Genomic DNA, 18385 nt, shown 5'->3' with positions numbered 1-18385 from the left:
TTATCAACTTTCAACTCTCCATTCTCCACTCTATTTTTTTTTCTATCCATCTAGGGGATAGAGCCTGTTTTTTACTCACAATAGAAAGCTCCCTGTTTTGAATAAGAAAGATTTTCAAAAATTATTGGATAAGTATATCGCCGGAGAGGCCTCTTTGGAGGAAGAACAGCGCCTTCTTAATTTTTATGGGAGTTTTCAGAATCAATCTGAAATTGATCAGGAAATTGATCATGTTGGAGATAATATCTTTGAGAAAATACAGGAATCAATACATCCTGTTGAAGAGGATCAGTATTCTTACAGATTTTATTATCTGAAATCCATTTCAATAGCAGCGATGATTTTGCTGGCTATCACCACCGGACTCTATTTTTACTCAAACAGAGAGATAGCAGAACCTGAATCTTTTGCCGAGATAGATGTCAGGAATGATATTGCTCCTGGTTATAATAAAGCAATTTTAACTCTTGCAGACGGTTCAAAAATCAGTTTGGATGATGCGGCCAATGGTTTGCTTGCAAGTCAGGGGAATATTGCCATTACTAAAACAGAAAACGGACAGATTGTTTATGAAAATAACACTATTGACCGGACTAAATTCATGTCAACGCGTTCTGTCATCAATACCATTCAAACCCCAAAAGGTGGAAAGTTTCAGGTTCGTTTGCCTGATGGGAGCAGGGTTTGGTTAAATTCGGCATCAACACTAAGCTATCCTACCACCTTTGCTGGAAATGAACGTAAGGTTCAGCTCAAAGGTGAAGCTTATTTTGAGATTTCACCCAATAAAAATATTCCTTTTCGTGTACAAAGCGGAAATCAAATGGTTGAAGTTTTGGGTACACATTTTAACATAAATTCTTACGATGATGAGGATTATGTTAAGACAACTCTATTGGAAGGAAGTGTTAAGGTTATTCTAAATTCTAATCCAAATGTTGTCGCGAATACCAGGCTGCTTAAACCCGGGGAGCAGTCCCTGACTAAATCCACCCAATCAGCTATTCGGATAAAGAGTGCCGATACAGAAAAGGCTGTGGCATGGAAAAATGGCTATTTCAAATTCAAAAATACTCCAATCATGGAGATTATGCGTGAAATTGAACGCTGGTATGATGTTGAACTGGTCTATGAAGGTAAAATGCCGAATGATGAATTTACCGGCTTCATTTCAAATGACGTGAAAATTTCTGCGGTTCTTAAAATAATGGAAGAAAGCGGGGGTGTGAAATTCACTGTAAAAGGAAAGAAATTAAAAGTTAAATCAATGCCATAAACCTAAATCCAAATAGTATGATGAAAACAGATACAAGCTAATTTTACAAAAGGGATTAAAATGAAAAACCGCCCCGGATTGCGCCCCGGGACGGAATTAGTTTCAGATTAATTTCTTGTATTAAATTCCGTGAGGACGAAAATTAATTATTAACCCTAAAACTTAAAAAGTAAAAATATGAAAAATGTTTTACTAAGTGAATGCAATATTTCCTGTATTTACAATGCCGGTAATTCTTCCGGCAGGAGACTAATAAAGATAGTCTCGAATCAAACGTTACGAATTATGAAGCTAACCACCATTTTAGTTTTAGTTGCTTTTTTGCAGGTAAATGCGAAAGGCTTCTCGCAAAATGTTACGTTAAATGAAAAAAATTCTAACCTGGATAAAGTCTTTACTGAAATCAGAAAGCAAACCGGTTATGATTTTCTTTATAATACCAGATTGCTGAGAAATACAGTACCTGTTACTGTGAATGCAAAAAATTCTTCTTTAGAAGAAGTGCTGGATCAGGTTTTCAAAAACCAACCCTTAACCTATACCATTACAGAAAATACAATTATCCTGAAAAGAAGGGATGAACGCTTTTTGGAGCAGACCTCTAAATTTTCTTTATTTCCGGATAATCGTGATTCTAAATCGTTTAATGCCTCTTCATCCGCAACGGTTTCTGCTTTTAAAATCGAACAGAAGCGTGCAGATATTCGCGGTAAGGTAATTGATGCTACCGGCGAAGCTTTAATTGGTGTAAGTGTTCGTGTGAAAGGCTCTGACACTGGTGTGTCAACTGATGTTAACGGTAATTTTGTTTTAAACGCTCCTGATAATGCTACTTTGGTATTTACCTATATTGGTTATGTTACTCAGGAAGTTGCAGTAAACGGTAGAACCAATGTGAATGTTACCATGGTTGAAGACCGTCAGGCATTAAGTGAGGTAGTTGTTACTGCATTTGGTGTTACCAAAGCTAAAAGAGGTTTGGGCTATGCGGTACAGGAAGTGCGTGGTGATGACTTTACTGAATCACGTCAGAATAACATCGCAAATTCACTTACCGGTAAAATTGCCGGTGTGGATGCAACTCAGGCTAATTCAGGAGCAGGTGGTTCCAGTCGTGTAGTAATTCGTGGTAATACTTCTTTGAATGGTAACCAACAGCCTCTCTATGTTGTGGATGGGATGCCAATCAATAATTCAAATCGTGGACCTGGCACAAGCACAAGCGGACTTAACGTTGACCGTGGCGATGGTATATCAAGTATGAACCCTGATGATATCGCAACAATCTCAGTGTTGAAAGGTGGTGCCGCTGCTGCTCTTTACGGAAGTCAGGCTGCGAATGGGGTAATTTTGATTACAACCAAGAAAGGTTCAGCTCAAAAAGGTGTTGGTATTGAAGTTACTTCTGATGCAAACTTTGGTTCTCCATCGGTTTTTCCAAACTTCCAATATGAATATGGACAAGGAAATGATGGTGTAAAGCCTGCAACTGCTGCTGCAGCATTAAGTTCAGGTCGTTTATCCTATGGTGCAAAAATGGATGGTTCGATGGTAATGCAGTTTGATGGAGTTATGCGTCCATACTCACCATTTTATGTAAAGGATAATATCAAAAATTTTTATGAGACAAGCCAGAATATTACTAATACAGTAGCGTTCAATGCAGGTAGTGAAAAATTGAGAATGAGGTTGTCTGTGAGTGATCTGCGTGCAAAGGATCAGCAGCCTAATTCTGATTATAAAAGAAAGACTGCTAACCTGAATGTTACAGGTAAAATGGGTAAGAATGATTTCTTGACCATCGAATCAAGTGTTCAATACAATTTGGTTGAAGGTTTCAATAGACCGGGTGTAGGATATGCAGAGATTAACGCTGCCTGGCCAGTATACCTTGCTGCAAATACAGTGGATGTGCGCAACATGCGTGGCGATCCAAACAGACCGGGTATCAATGCTGCAACCGGAAGGGAATTAGAGTGGAACCCGGTACCTGCTGCAGTTAATCCTTATTATGCTGCTTACCAATTGGGTAATGAGGATACACGTCAGCGTTTAATTGGACGTGCAAGTGTTCAGGCTAATATTTTACCTAACTTATTTGTAAAAGGTACTGTTGCACGTGATTTCAATTATTATACAGATCAGTTCTACGTGCCTAAAACAAATGCATTTACTCCGCTTGGCTATTTTCAATCTTCAACATCTCAGGATGATAAAACTAACTTCCAGGGCATCGTAAACTACAATGAAAGATTCCTGAAAGATAAAATAGGATTAAACATTTTGGGTGGTGTTCAGAGTGAAAGGGATTTCAATAAAGGTAATTTAGCTAATGGTAACCAATGGGTTATTCCTGATTTTTACAGTATCACCAATTTGGTTAACAGAGATCTCGTAAATGCCAACCAAGGTTCTGTTGGTACAAATTCAGTATTTGGAGAAGCAAATATTGATTACAATAACCTCTTCTACTTAACTGTAACAGGTCGTCAGGATTGGTTCTCGGTATTAAATCCCGGATTTAACTCAATCTTCTATCCTTCTGTAGGTGCCAGTTTTATCCTTTCAGAGGTTGTGAAAATGCCAAAATTCATGGATTATGCGAAATTACGTTCTTCATGGGCTGAAGTGGGTAGTGCTACTGTTAATGCAGGTAGTATCAATCAGACTTATGCTGTAAGTACTGTGAATGCTTACGGAATTCCGACATTAAGTAATCCTAATACATTAAATAATCCAAATATTCGTCCGGTAACTGTTGCAACTATTGAAGGTGGTTTTGAAGTTCAAATGTTAAACAGCCGTATTGGATTAGACGTGAATTATTATTCAAGAAGAACCCGAAATGATATTCTTTCTCCACCTATTTCAGGAGCTACAGGATTTGCAGCAGGTAGAAGAAATCTTGGCCTGGTGACTAACAAAGGTTGGGAAATTAGTTTAACAGGCACTCCTGTTAAGAAGGATAACTTCTCATGGGATGTGAATTATAACTTTGGTTATAACATGAGTAAAATCGTTGAATTAGCAGAAGGGATCGATGTATTAACCTTAGGTTCAGGTATCGGTGGTCCAACCATGATCAATGCTGTTGGTTTACCGTATTCAACAGTTCGTGCCTGGGTTATGAGAAGGGATGCCAATGGAACTTTAGTTTATAACAGGGCAACCGGTTATGAGGACAGAGTGCTTGCTGATATAGGTGTTGGTAACCCGCCATATCTGATGGGACTTGGAAATAACTTCCGATACAAACGCTTCAGCTTAACTGTGGATATTGATTCTAAATTTGGTGCAGTAGGTTATAGTAACCTGATTCAGTATGCAACCCGTTTCGGACATACTCCACAGACACTTCCGGGTCGTGAAGGAGGTTTAACAGTCACTGGTGTTGATCAGGCTGGAGCTCCTTTCACCAGAGTATGGTCTGTTGTGGATTTGGATACTTATTACAATAACTATGGTAATGCTTATGCAGGTATGTGGGTTTACAAAACTGACTTTGTCAAATTACGTCGTGCAGTATTCAAATACAATCTTCCTGTAAGTGCACTTAAGTTCATGCGGGTTCAGTCTGCTTCTATCGGTATTACCGGTTTGAATCTGGCGATCCTGTATCAGGATAAGAGAACCAAGGAAGCCGGTATCGATCCTGAGGTTCAGGAAACTGTAGGTAACGCTCAGGGAAGTCAGGGTGTGGCTATGCCAAGAACCAGAAATATTGGCTTTAACCTGAATTTAAGATTCTAATACTAAAATCTAAGAACATGAAAAAGACATTTTTAAAATTGATATATGCGGCCGGAGCTGTTCTTGTGGTTTCAACGATGCAATCGTGTAATACCGAGAAGCTGACTGACCTGAACAGGAACCCGGATGCCATTGAATATGTAATTCCAGAATATTCTTTTACTGCTGCGGTTCTGGGCAGTGTACCTGGTGAGAATTACCGTGCATTAGGGCAGGGTCTACAATACTTTTCTTCCTATAAAGAAGTACCCGCAACTGGTGATAAATTTTATAATTTTAATGGTACTGCAGGTAATTTTAATATTTACAGAGGTGTAGGCCCTACTAATAATAGTGTTAACAATACGATCCCTGTTAGCTGGAACCGTCTGTTGCAATTAACCAAGGAGATTCCCGGTGCTGAAAATGTAAATAAGCGTGCTGCTGTTGAGATACTCAGAATTTTGGCTTTCCACCAGCAAACTGATTTGATGGGTGATATGCCATATTCAGAAGCAATGAAGGGTCTTGATAACCTCAAGCCTAAATATGATACCCAAAAAAGTATCTATACTGCAATGTTGACAGAGCTTGAAACAGCTTTAACTTCAATGGACGCATCAAAACCAAATGTATTTGGAAATGCTGATCCCTACTTTAAAGGGGATGTAGCCAAATGGAAAAAGTTTGGTTATACATTAATGGCTCGTTTGGGTATGCGTATGTCTGATATTGAACCCGCAACTGCAAAATTATGGGTTGAGAAAGCAGTGGCAGGTGGAATGATGACTGCATTTGCCGATATTGCTTACATTAAATATGCAAACGTAACTGGTCAGATGAACCCACGTGTAAACACTTACATTGTAGGTGATTTTACAAGTCCGGGTGGTGATAACGTAGAAGGAAGTAAATGGTCAGGTAAATTTATCGATCATCTGAAAAATACCTCAGATCCACGTTTACCAGTTATCTCTGTAGTTTGGGTGCCTTCAGGAGGATCTTATACTCCCAATAATACCCCAGCTACTCAACGTGGAATGGTTAATGGAAGTATCAATACCAGACCAACTGATTTTGATACCTATTCTGAACCATCCCTGCTATATATCGACAGAGGTTCTCCTATTATTACTATGGGACCTGCGGAGGCCTATTTAATTATTGCTGAAGCTGCTGCCCGAGGGTGGAGTGTTGGATCAACTGCTCAGGCAGCATATAACAATGCTGTTCGAGCTGCGATGGCACAATGGGCATTATGGCCAACAGTTGCCCCGCATTCAGGAGTTATCACTACTGCACAGGTAGATGCTTATTTAGCCGCAAATCCATATCCTGCTGCAGGAACATTGGCGCAACAAATTGAAGCAATCTCAACACAAAAATGGGTTTCCTTATTGGGCAATGATTATGAAGTATACTCAAACTGGCGCCGCACCAAATATCCCGTTTTCAATTATGCAAACTGGACTGTGGGTGGTAATAAAGTTCCTTATCCTGGAAACGTAACAGCCGGTAAAATGTGGAGAAGATTTTCTTTACCACTTGAAGAGCGTAATGTAAACCCGGATAATTACTTTGAAGCAATCAAAAGACAAAACTTCTCTGAGGAGCAGATTGACCTTTTACAGGGCAGAATGTGGTGGGATGTTGGTCCCGCTACCGGCCAAAGTAATTAATACGTTATAATGCTGATTGCAATATGAAAACACTAACTCATTTTGTATATTAGCTATAAGATCAATAAAAGGAGATCGGTAGATCTCCTTTTATTGTTTAAGAATAAATCAAAATAAATAATAACAATAATACTATGAAACGTAGAGATCTTATTAAGTATCTTTCTGTAGCCCCAATAGCAGGAGCAGCAGTAGGTACAGGTGTTCCATTGGAGTCATTAGCTGCTCCTGCTGCAGCTGCTGCAAAGCGTGATGTGATTAAGGAATTGGGTTTACGAACCTTTATTAATGCTGCCGGTACTTACACTACCATGACTGCATCATTGATGCATCGTGAAGTTGTGGATACCATTGAATCAGCTTCCAAACACTTCGTAATGATAAACGAGGTGCAGGATAAAGTAGGGGAGAAAATTGCTGCAATGTGTCATGCCGAATCGGCAATGGTTACTGCAGGATGCTGGTCGGCCCTAGTTTTGGGTACTGCCGGTATTTTAACCAGAATGGATAGAAAGAAAGTATCCTTACTACCTGATCTTTCAACATTCGATCGTTCGGAAGTAATCGTTCAAAAAACACATAACGTGGGTTATGTTCATGCATTGACCAATACAGGCATCAGGGTAGTTGAGGTTGAAACTGCCGATGAAATGGAAAGAGCCATTACTGGAAAGACAGCTATGATGTGGTTCCTGAATTCCAGCGGACCTATGGGTAAAATTCAACATGAAGAATTCGTTGCCATCGGTAAAAAGCATAACATTCCAACCATGATTGATATGGCGGCCGATGTACCGCCTGTTGAAAATCTTTGGAAGTACAATGACCTTGGCTTTGATCTGGTTTGTGTTTCTGGAGGTAAAGCAATCTGCGGTCCCCAGAGTGCCGGAATTTTGATGGGTAAAAAGGATCTGATAGCTGCAGCACGTCTTAATGCACCACCAAGTGGTGGTAATATCGGGCGTGGTATGAAAGTGAACAAGGAAGAAATTCTTGGAATGTATGTTGCTTTGGATAAGTATATCAATACTGACCATGCAGCTGAATGGAAAATGTGGGAAAATCGGGTTGCGGTAATTGTAAACGCTGCAACCAAGGTAGATGGAGTGAGCGCGAATGTTTTCGTTCCTCCGGTAGCTAACCACACACCAGCTATTAAAATTTCCTGGGATCAGAACAAAGTAAAAATTACTCCAAGGCAATTACTGAAAAATCTTCAGGATGGTAGCCCTTCAGTTGAAGTAATGACCAGTCAGGATTCCATCAACATCACAGTATTTATGCTGAAGAATGGAGAGGATAAAATAGTTGCCAAACGGATTCAGCAAGAGCTGGCGAAGGCAGCTATAAGTTAATGGGATGTGAGATGTGAGATGTGAGATATGAGATGTGAGATGGTCAGCGATACTCAAACTTTATTGCTGACATCCCGGTTTCCCTTGCTCATATCTCATATCTTATCTTTGGCCCAAACATACTACCGATTTTTATTATAAACACAATACTGATTATGAAAAAAACACCCTTTCTGCTCCTGACCAGCCTTATATTGCTTGGTTTATTTACTCAGGCTCAGACAAAAACATACAGCATCCTGATCAAAGGAGGCCATGTGATTGATGCCAAAAATAATATAAACGAATTGATGGATGTGGCTATCCAGAGCGGTAAAATAGCCGCTGTTGCCAAAAATATTGATCCCGCACTTGCCACCCAGATTGTGGATGCAAAAGGGATGTATGTTACACCAGGCTTGATTGACCTGCATGCCCATGTTTTTGCAGGTACAGATGATCGGGGATATAGTGGAGGATTTGCTGCCCTTGCACCGGATCCTTATTCATTTCGTTCAGGTGTAACCACTGTCGTTGATTGTGGCGGCGCAGGCTGGCAATCATTTGACAGATTTAAGAAAAACATCATAGACAGATCAAAAACCCGAGTATTAGCGTTTTTAAATATCGTTGGGGATGGTATGAGAGGCGATCCTTATGAGCAGGATATAAGTGATATGGATGCTAAGAGAGCTGCAGATAAGGCATTAGCTAATAAGGATATTATAGTTGGGTTTAAACTTGCACACTTTGCGGCTGCCAGTTGGGTTCCGGTAGAGCGTGTTGTAGAAGCCGGCAAACTGGCCAATATGCCTGTAATTATCGATTTTGGTGGAGATGATACCCATGCCCCCTTATCCATCGAAAAATTGTTTACCCAGTATCTTCGCCCGGGTGATATCTATACCCATGTTTATACTGAACTGAGCAGAAGGGATCCGGTTGTTGATCTCAAAACCAGGCAATTGAGGCCATTTTTAATTCCTGCACAAAAAAGGGGAATTATTTTTGACGTTGGTTTTGGAGGTGGAAGTTTTAACTTCAATCAGGCGATTCCATCAATTAAGGCCGGATTTTTACCCAATACAATGGGTACAGACCTTCATATCGGGAGTATGAACGGTGCAATGAAAGATCAACTAAATGTTCTCTCTATTTTCCTTTCTATGGGAATGGACATTCAGGGTGTGATTTCACGTAGTACCTGGGCACCTGCACAGGCTATTAAGCGGCCTGAATTAGGCAATCTTTCAGTTGGAACCGAAGCGGATGTTGCTATCCTGACTGTGCGGACCGGAAATTTCGCTTTCAAAGACATCGCAGGTAACAGAAATGAAGGTAAGCAAAGATTTGAATGTGAAATGACTATTCGCAACGGAAGGATTGTTTATGATCTGAATGCAATAGCGAGCACATCCGCACAAATCAAATAAACATCAGATAAGTAATCAGTTTATTGATTTTCATTTAAAGATTTTAGAAATAGAGCAATGAAGAAGTTCTCAATATTAGTTGTAGTTCTGTTATTCCTGGCAACAGTTACAAATGCTCAGGGAAAAATTTATAATACCCTGATAAAGGGCGGTAGGGTGATCGATGCAAAGAATAATATTAATGCCCTTTTGGATGTTGCCATTAAAGATGGCAAGATTGCTAAAGTGGCACAGAACATCGATGCCGCTCAGGCAGAACAGGTAGTAAATGCCAAAGGGATGTACGTTACTCCGGGCCTGATTGATGTTCACGCCCACGTTTTCTGGGGGACCCAGCCAAATAGTTATTTAATGAATGGTGATGTAGGTGTTACTGCCGATGGTTTTAGCTTTCGATCCGGAGTTACCACAATGGTTGATTGCGGAGGACCCGGTTATAAATCATTTGATATTTTCAAAAAGAATATCATTGATAAATCTCAAACCAGAATTTTAGCTTTCATGAATATCGTAGGAGAAGGAATGAGGGGTGGTGATTACGAGCAGGATGTTAGTGATATGGATGTTCAGCGCGCTGCAAAAGCTGCAATGGATAACAAAGAACATGTTGTCGGATTTAAACTTGCCCATTTCACCAATCCAGACTGGACTCCGGTAGAACGGATTGTTGCTGCAGGTAATATAGCTAATATGCCGGTTATTATTGATTTTGGTGGTGGAAAACTTCCGATTGAAGATCTGTTCTTTAAGTACCTGAGACCAGGTGATATATATACACATGTATTCACTGAATTGGAAAGAAGAGATCCGATTGTGGATCTTCAGACCCGACAACTAAGGCCATTTGTGATCCCGGCTCAGAAAAGAGGAATTATTTTTGACGTTGGTTTTGGCGGAGGAAGTTTTAATTTCAATCAGGCTATTCCTGCAATTAAGGCTGGATTTTTGCCTGATTTGATGGGTACCGACCTTCATACAGGTAGTATGAATGGTTCAATGAAAGATCAGTTAAATGTTCTGTCAATACATCTTGCTATGGGGATGGATCTTCCCTCTGTTATCGAACGCAGCACCTGGAAACCTGCGCAGGCAATTAAACGTACTGAATTAGGTCATCTTTCTGAAGGAGCTGTTGCTGATATTGCGATCCTGAGCATGCGTCAGGGTAAGTTTGGGTTCAGAGACATCGCGATGAACAGGCAGGAAGGCACACAAAAACTGGAGTGTGAAATGACAATAAAAGGTGGCCGGATTATGTATGATCTTAACGCTATTGCTTCGAATGTCAAAAAATAGTGTTTTTTCACATTAATGCATTTTCTTATTGCGAACAGACCAATATTAATTACACTGTCTGATGTGAATAAACCCGATTGAAGCGGATACCGGCCTGTGATTAAGGCCTGTGAAGTATGAGCGAAAAGCGGGGCTTGCATTAAAGAGGGCACAACGGATTGTTTACTAATCAAAAAATCAATAATGCCAGATCAGAAACTATTCCAATCCTTGTCTTCGAAAACAAAAAAAATCGACATCAGGTTATACATCGTTCCACTATGAAAAAAAATCTTCTCGCATTGACTTTTGCCTTAATTTTTTATGTTGGAGGAATTAATGCACAAAATCAGCCCTCCTCAAATAGGATATACAGTATTCTGATTAAAGGAGGTCATGTAATCGACCCAAAGAATAATATTGATGGCCTGATGGATATTGCTATCCACCCTGCCCGTCCTGCAAGGGATGGTCAGCCGGCACAGGAGGCCAGAATTGCGAGGGTAGCAAGGAATATTGATACCACACTGGCTTTTCAAATTGTGGATGCAAAGGGAATGTACGTAAGTCCCGGGCTAATTGATATTCATACCCACGTGTTTTATGGCCCTTCCAGAACAAATTATCTGAGTAATGGCTCTATTTCTGTTATCCCCGACGGACATACTTTTAAAGCGGGTGTAACAACTGTAGTAGATGCCGGAGGGGCAGGATGGAAATCATTTGATATGTTTAAGAAAAACATCATCGACCAGTCTGATACCAGGGTATTGTCTTTGCTAAACATTGTGGGTGAAGGTATGAGAGGTGGGGCTTATGAGCAGAATCTTGAAGACATGGATGCAGAAAAGACAGCTGCTTCCGCACTTAAAAATAAGGAGTATGTAGTCGGTTTTAAACTGGCACATTTCGGAAAGCCTGACTGGGCACCAGTTGAACGAATCGTGCAGGCAGGAAAAATTGCCAATATGCCGGTTATGATCGATTTTGGAAGTGGAAACCTCTCTCTCGAAGATCTTTTACTTAAGTATCTCCGTCCAGGTGATATTTATACCCATACTTTCATCGAAGCTCCAAGAAGCAAGGATCCTATTGTGGATTTTGAAACACGACAACTCAGACCATTTGTGAAGACTGCACAGAACAAGGGAATTATTTTTGATGTTGGTTTTGGTAGTGGCAGTTTTAATTTTAAACAGGCTTTTCCGGCAATAAAATCAGGCTTTTACCCGAATACTATGGGTACAGATCTTCATTCTGAAAGTATTATACGCGCGATGAAGGATCAGTTGAATGTAATGTCTATCTTCTTGTTCCTGGGTATGGATATTCCTTCAATTATAAAGGCTGCAAGCTGGGCTCCGGCTCAGGCAATACAGCGTGAGGAACTTGGAAATCTTTCAGAAGGAGGGATTGCTGATATTGCTGTTCTCAGCATGCGTAAAGGTGATTTTGGATTCAGGGATGTAGCCGGGAATAAGCAGACCGGAAGCCGGAAGTTCGAATGTGAAATGACTATTAAGGGAGGAAGGATCGTGTATGATCTGAATGCAATTGCATCTCCTGTTGCAAAGAAATAAGGCAAAAATTATTTATTTTACTCTCTATGTTCATTATGTCAAGATTGGTTTTTGTTTGTTTTTTGGTATTAGCTGTTTCCGGATTTGAGGTTTTTTCTCAAAGTTTAGCACCTAAAAAAAGAATTTATGGGATTGTGATAAAGGGTGGTCATGTCATTGATCCTAAAAATAATATCAACGAAGTGATGGATATTGCAATAGAAATTACTTCTCCTTCAATCAATGGTCAGCCTGCTGCAGAAACCAGAATTGCACTTATAGCAAAAAATATTGATACCGCCTTAGCCCTTCAGGTTGTAAATGCAAAGGGAATGTATGTTAGTCCGGGTATTATTGATATCCATACGCATGTTTTTTATGGTCATTCAAAAAGTGATTATCTAAGTAATGGTTCAATTGCAGTCATTCCAGACAGTTATACATTCAGAACCGGGGTTACTACGGTAGTTGATGCCGGTGGTGCAGGATGGAAATCCTTTCAGACTTTTAAACGGAATATAATCGACCTTTCAAATACCCGGGTACTTTCAATGCTTAATATTGTTGGTGAAGGAATGCGTGGAGGCGAATATGAACAGAACATTGATGATATGGATCCTGAAAAGACAGCCGCCGCTGCCCTTGAAAACAAGGAACATGTGGTTGGTTTTAAGCTTGCCCATTTTGGTAAAGCCGACTGGACTCCGGTAGAGAGGCTGACAAAGGCAGGAAGAATTGCCAACATGCCAGTTATGGTAGATTTCGGCAGTGGTAATCAGTCCCTGGAAGAACTCTTTTTCAATTATCTCCGTCCCGGTGATATCTATACTCACTCTTTTTGTTATGTTCCCGGAGTAAGAGAGCCCATTATTGATACAGAGACGAAATTAATCAAACCGTTTGTGCGTAAAGCTCAGAAGAACGGATTGATTTTTGATATTGGCTTTGGCAGCGGTAGTTTTGACTACAGAACAGCTATTCCGGCAATGAAACAAGGGTTTTTCCCCAATACTCTTGGCACGGACCTGCATGCCTCCAGTATCAATGGAGCTATGAAAGATCAAATGAATGTATTTTCTGTTTTTTTAACGATGGGAATGGATATTCCTTCAATTATTAAGGCAGCAACCTGGACTCCGGCTCTTACAATAAAGAGGCCTGATTTGGGAAACTTATCTCAGGGTGCTATTGCCGACATTACTGTAATCAGTATGCGTGAGGGAGATTTTGGCTTTAAGGATATTGTTGGTAACAGGCAGGAAGGAAAGCGTAGATTCGAGTGCCAGCTGACCATAAAAGGGGGGAGGGTTGTTTATGATCTGAATGCGATTTCTTCAAAACAACATATACAATAATTATTTTATGTCTTTTCTAAAGCTCAACTTCCTTTTTATAGTTCTGACCTTAAGCTTTGCAGTTCAGAATAATTATGCACAGAAAAGACCCAATATTTTATTGATTATGACCGATGATCAGGGTGTTGGGGACCTTGGTATCCACAATAATGATGTTCTCAAAACCCCGAACATGGATGCCATTGCTAAACAAGGCGCTGAATTCAAACAATTCATTGTCAATTTCAATTGTTCTCCAACCCGTGCCAGCATGCTCACCGGACGAGATAATTATAGAACCGGAGTAGTGGGCGTAACCGAGACATCTCACCTGATGAAGGCATCTGAAATTACCATAGCCAAACTGTTATCTGAGGCAGGATATAGTACCGGAATTTTTGGAAAATGGCATCTGGGGGATAGCTATCCTATGAGACCATCTGATAAGGGGTTTCAGGAAACCCTGATTCACAAAGGAGGAGGAATAGGGCAGGCATCTGATCCTCCCGGAAACTCCTATTTTAACCCAATTCTGGAGCACAATAATGTCAGGAAGGTATTTGATGGCTATTGCGATGATATTTTTGCCGATGCGACCCTCAGTTTTATAGATAAGAACAAGGACAAACCTTTCTTTGCTTTCTATGCTACCAATCTCCCTCATTTTCCACTAACCGTTAGTGATAAATGGGCCGATCCATTTCGCAAAATGGGCCTTCATGAATTGAATGCACGTACTTATGGTATGATTGCCAATGTCGATGCTAACATCGGCCGCTTACTGGCTAAACTAAAAGAGCTTGGAATTGAAGATAATACGATCGTTATTTTCATGTCAGACAATGGACCGAGGACAAAAAGAACTAAGAATGACCTCTATCCCGACCGTTATAGTATGAATCTTCGGGGGACTAAAACCAGCGTGTATGAGAATGGTATCCGATCCCCATTCTTTATTAAATGGTCGGAAAAGATAGCTCAGGGAGTAAAATACACCAATCTGGCCGCTCATATTGATGTGATGCCAACACTACTGGAAGCTTGTAATGTGCCTGTTCCAAACAACCTGAAACTTGATGGAATATCGCTGATGCCATTATTAAACGGGGAAGTAAAAAATCTCCCTGAACGTGAAATTTTTATACAGGGCCATGCTGGATCTGAACCATTCAAATACTTTCATTTTACTGTTCGTGGACAACGATATAAACTAATCTCACCTACAGATGATCCATATGGTACTATTAGGCGTCCTACAGATGCTGACTCAAAGAAATTGATTGCTAATCTGGAATTATATGACCTAGAAAAAGATTCAAGTGAGATTAATAATATTGCCAAACAACATCCTGATATAGTTAAAAGCCTGCTCATAAAATATGAAAACTGGTTTGATAAGGCCATTAAAGACAGGGGTCAAGATTGGCCGCAACGTATTTATTTAGGAACATCTTTTCAGAAAAATGTACAATTATCCCGATTCGATTGGGGAGGCCCGGGAGCATTTGGCAATCAACTGAATAAATTTGGTTACTGGGAGGTTTATAGTACTGCTTCGCAATATCGAATAATGCTTCGTTTTCAGAAAGCCCCAAAATCTGGTATGGCTTACATAAAATATAAAGGTGTTGAAAAGAATGTGCCAGTTTTAGAAGGAAATACCTCAGTAATTTTCGATAATATTGAATTGCCGGCAGGCCCGGGTAGATTTGAAGCATTTCTCAAATTTGATCCCATTACAACTGGGGTTCAGTTTGTTGATGTAGAACGTATTAATTAAGTTTTATGGAAAGAAGACTATTTCTTAAATCTGCTATGATTGGTTCAGCAACGATGATGCTGGGATTTCCTGTTATGGATGTGCTGGCATCATCAGGAATGAAAATAAAAAAAATCAGATACTACAGTGCCCCTGGATATAATAAGCCATTATTTAATCAGGCCCGGGGAATTGTAGAAATTGAGACAGACAGCGGAATAATTGGGATCGGTGAAGGCGGTTCAAAGGATATGATTGAACAATGTGCACAGATGATGATTGGCGAAGATCCTTTCCGGATTGAGCATATCTGGCAAAACCTGTACCGTGGTATGTTTTACCCTCCGGGGAGGGAAAAACTGCATGCAGTCGGCGCACTTGAAATGGCTTTATGGGACATCAAAGGAAAAGCATTGAATGTTCCGGTGTATGAATTACTGGGAGGTGCAACACGTGATTATGTGGAATGTTATGCTACCGGATTCAGGGCCTCAAAAGCCAAAACAGAGGAAGAACGTGCAACAGATTGTCTGAAAGCTGGTTTAAGATCTTACAGAATAGGTCCAACCGGTGGAAATGGAGATCAGCCTTTTGACTTCTTTCAGAATGCTGCCAAAACTATCGATTTTTGTAAAAGAATAGATCAGGCAGTAGGTGGTCAGGGGAATTGGGCAATTGACCTGCATACCCGATTTGATACTCCTGAAGCAATTAAGATTTGTGATGCATTGGAAGAACTAAGTCCATATTTTGTTGAAGATGCGATCAGATCTGAGAATGCCGGAGCATACCGGAACTTCAGGCAACTAACCAAGGTTCCATTGGCAGTTGGCGAGCAGTTTGGGGATCGTTGGGATATCAATGAAATGATCGAGCAGCAATTAATTAATTATTCAAGGGTTACTCTGCCAAATACCGGGGGTATTGTTGAGTTTAAAAAGATAGCATCTCTATGTGAAACGCATTATGTGGGAATGATCCCTCATTTTACAGGGCCTTTATCTACCGCAGCTTTGGTTCATGTTTTAGGATCAAGCAGTCCTGCCAGGGCGATGATGGAATTAGCAGGTGGGGAACCTGAAAAACCGGCCTATTTTAATGAGGATTACCTTAATTTTTCAAATGGCAAATTATATTTAAATCCTGCACCGGGGCTTGGGGTGAAATTCGATCCAAAGAAAGCAGATTTTGTAATGGAAATAATCGAAAAGACTAAATTCCCTCATCCGGTTTTGAAAAGCCCGGATGGAGCAATACATAATTGGTAATTATCAATATTAATTATATTTAGCCCGGATGGAATCATACCTGTTTCAAGAAAATTGTAAAAAAGATAAAAGATAATTTACACGCTAATTCCAAATAAATTGAGAACAAAAACAATACTATTTTCATCTTTACTGATGGCAGCAAGTCTTGGAACACTATTTCAGGGCTGTAATTCAAGTAAAACTACTAATGATTCAGCTGCCCTTACCTCTGATTCAGCAACCTTGTTTATCACTGATACAGACCCAAGGTTAAATGAGCGAAATTTTGAGCAGGTTCCTGCTATAGGCACTTCTGCTGATGGAAAGCAGATTTTTGTAGCCTGGTATTCAGGTGGAGCTGCTCCGGGCCCGGGAAATTTTGTGACCTTATCTGTAAGTCAGGATGAAGGAGTGACCTGGATGAATGACCAACTGGCTATTTATCCAAATTCGCCGGAGTTTCGGTTTTTTGATCCTGCTTTCTGGAGGGATAAAAATGGACAGGTTCATTTATTTTATGGCAGTGTAAAGGATAGCCTTTTATGGGATGGATTCGGTGGTGTAAATGCCCTTGAGATTGCCTGGGATGGTTCAAAAATTACCCACAGCCAGCCAAAAAGGATCAGTGATGGGGTTATGAGCAACAAGCCGCTTTATCTTGCTTCCCAAGACCTTGCCCTGTTTCCTGTGTATGTTGACAAACCTTTGCCCGGCGATAGTATAGGAAAGGTTTTTCCTGAAAATGGTGCATTTATCCGTGGTTTGGATTATTCCAAATCAAGTGATCTGGCATCATTGAGCAATTATTCAAGAATCAATATTGAAGAGGATCTCCGTATCCATGATGAACCACAAATTGTTGAAATTTCGGATAAAGGTAATCTTATGGCTATGGTAAGAACTACCAAAGGGATTTATTTTACAACAAGTTCTGATTATGGATTAAACTGGAACCCGGTTGAGCCATTTACTGCTTCCGGACCAACAACTTCAAGTCGTTTTTATCTCGGCAAACTTGCCTCCGGAAATTTATTGCTGATTTCAAACAGCAGCACTACCCGGAATAATATGACAGCATTCATTTCTACTGATGGTGGTAAAACCTGGCCACATAAACTTTTGCTTGATGCCAGAGATAATGTTTCCTATCCTGATGCAGATCAAACACCTGATGGAAGGATCCATGTGGTATTCGATCGTGAACGGACCAGCGCTAAGGATATTTTGTATTGCAGGTTTACTGAGGAGGATGTTATTAAGGGGAATACGGAAATGGTGTTTAAAATGAGAGTTAATAAATAGTTGACACCCGATTGCTTTCGGGTTGAGAGTTGTTATGAATTAGGAAATTAGATAATTAGCAAATCAGTAGTGTCCGGGGAAATTTTTTATTAAGGTTTAGCAGGGCAGTAGAATTGAAACTCTTGCCATATTTAGGAAAGAGGGTATTTTATTAATGATTGTTTATTTTAATCTCAGGTTTAGAATTATCACTCAATAGGGCCCGCCTTTAGGCGGGTTGTAATCGGCGTGATTCAATTCGGGCTTCAGCCCTACATATTGCAGGTTAGAAAATAACGTAAACCGGTGCTTCAGCGCCGACAACATTTAATCGGGCTGAAGCCAGATGGGGGTGTTCCGGTATAAACGGATTATTTTGGGCTGAAGCCCGGATTATCCCCCTTGTATACCCCGCTTAAAAGCGGGGCCTAAAGTTTGGCTAATTACGAGCGTAAAACAAGTTAGACAGTGAATGT

The 18385-nt window shown here is 40.3% G+C and carries 11 protein-coding genes; all 11 read left to right on the top strand.

What is annotated here, in order from left to right; all coding sequences use genetic code 11:
• The first annotated feature begins 97 nt into the window (after positions 1-97).
• On the top strand, positions 98-1276 hold the full coding sequence (locus tag Q8S11_RS11755; protein ID WP_305662299.1) for a FecR family protein: 1179 nt from the start codon (positions 98-100) through the stop codon (positions 1274-1276).
• Between the two features lie 285 nt (positions 1277-1561).
• Complete coding sequence (locus Q8S11_RS11750; RefSeq protein ID WP_305662298.1) at positions 1562-5026, top strand: SusC/RagA family TonB-linked outer membrane protein; 3465 nt, start codon at positions 1562-1564, stop codon at positions 5024-5026.
• A 17-nt stretch (positions 5027-5043) separates the two neighbouring features.
• A complete protein-coding gene (locus Q8S11_RS11745; protein WP_305662297.1) occupies positions 5044-6684 on the top strand; it encodes a SusD/RagB family nutrient-binding outer membrane lipoprotein in 1641 nt (546 codons plus the stop codon).
• 134 nt (positions 6685-6818) lie between these two features.
• Positions 6819-8039 (top strand): aminotransferase class V-fold PLP-dependent enzyme, encoded by a 1221-nt coding sequence (locus Q8S11_RS11740; RefSeq protein ID WP_305662296.1) that lies wholly within the window; start codon positions 6819-6821, stop codon positions 8037-8039.
• A 155-nt stretch (positions 8040-8194) separates the two neighbouring features.
• Positions 8195-9451, top strand: coding sequence for an amidohydrolase/deacetylase family metallohydrolase (locus Q8S11_RS11735; RefSeq protein WP_305662295.1), 1257 nt, complete (start codon positions 8195-8197; stop codon positions 9449-9451).
• A gap of 57 nt (positions 9452-9508) precedes the next feature.
• On the top strand, positions 9509-10747 hold the full coding sequence (locus Q8S11_RS11730) for an amidohydrolase/deacetylase family metallohydrolase (protein WP_305662294.1): 1239 nt from the start codon (positions 9509-9511) through the stop codon (positions 10745-10747).
• Positions 10748-11007: 260 nt separating this feature from the next.
• On the top strand, positions 11008-12306 hold the full coding sequence (locus tag Q8S11_RS11725; RefSeq protein WP_305662293.1) for an amidohydrolase/deacetylase family metallohydrolase: 1299 nt from the start codon (positions 11008-11010) through the stop codon (positions 12304-12306).
• 35 nt (positions 12307-12341) lie between these two features.
• On the top strand, positions 12342-13640 hold the full coding sequence (locus Q8S11_RS11720; RefSeq protein ID WP_305662292.1) for an amidohydrolase/deacetylase family metallohydrolase: 1299 nt from the start codon (positions 12342-12344) through the stop codon (positions 13638-13640).
• 7 nt (positions 13641-13647) lie between these two features.
• Complete coding sequence (locus tag Q8S11_RS11715; protein ID WP_305662291.1) at positions 13648-15399, top strand: arylsulfatase; 1752 nt, start codon at positions 13648-13650, stop codon at positions 15397-15399.
• Positions 15400-15404: 5 nt separating this feature from the next.
• A complete protein-coding gene (locus tag Q8S11_RS11710) occupies positions 15405-16646 on the top strand; it encodes a mandelate racemase/muconate lactonizing enzyme family protein (protein ID WP_305662290.1) in 1242 nt (413 codons plus the stop codon).
• Between the two features lie 99 nt (positions 16647-16745).
• A complete protein-coding gene (locus Q8S11_RS11705) occupies positions 16746-17930 on the top strand; it encodes a sialidase family protein (RefSeq protein WP_305662289.1) in 1185 nt (394 codons plus the stop codon).
• Positions 17931-18385 lie beyond the last annotated feature (455 nt).

It is taken from the genome of Daejeonella sp., assembly GCF_030695525.1.
Taxonomy (GTDB): domain Bacteria; phylum Bacteroidota; class Bacteroidia; order Sphingobacteriales; family Sphingobacteriaceae; genus Daejeonella.
Note: the sequence above shows the minus strand (reverse complement) of the source record. Positions and strands in the feature narration are given on the sequence as shown.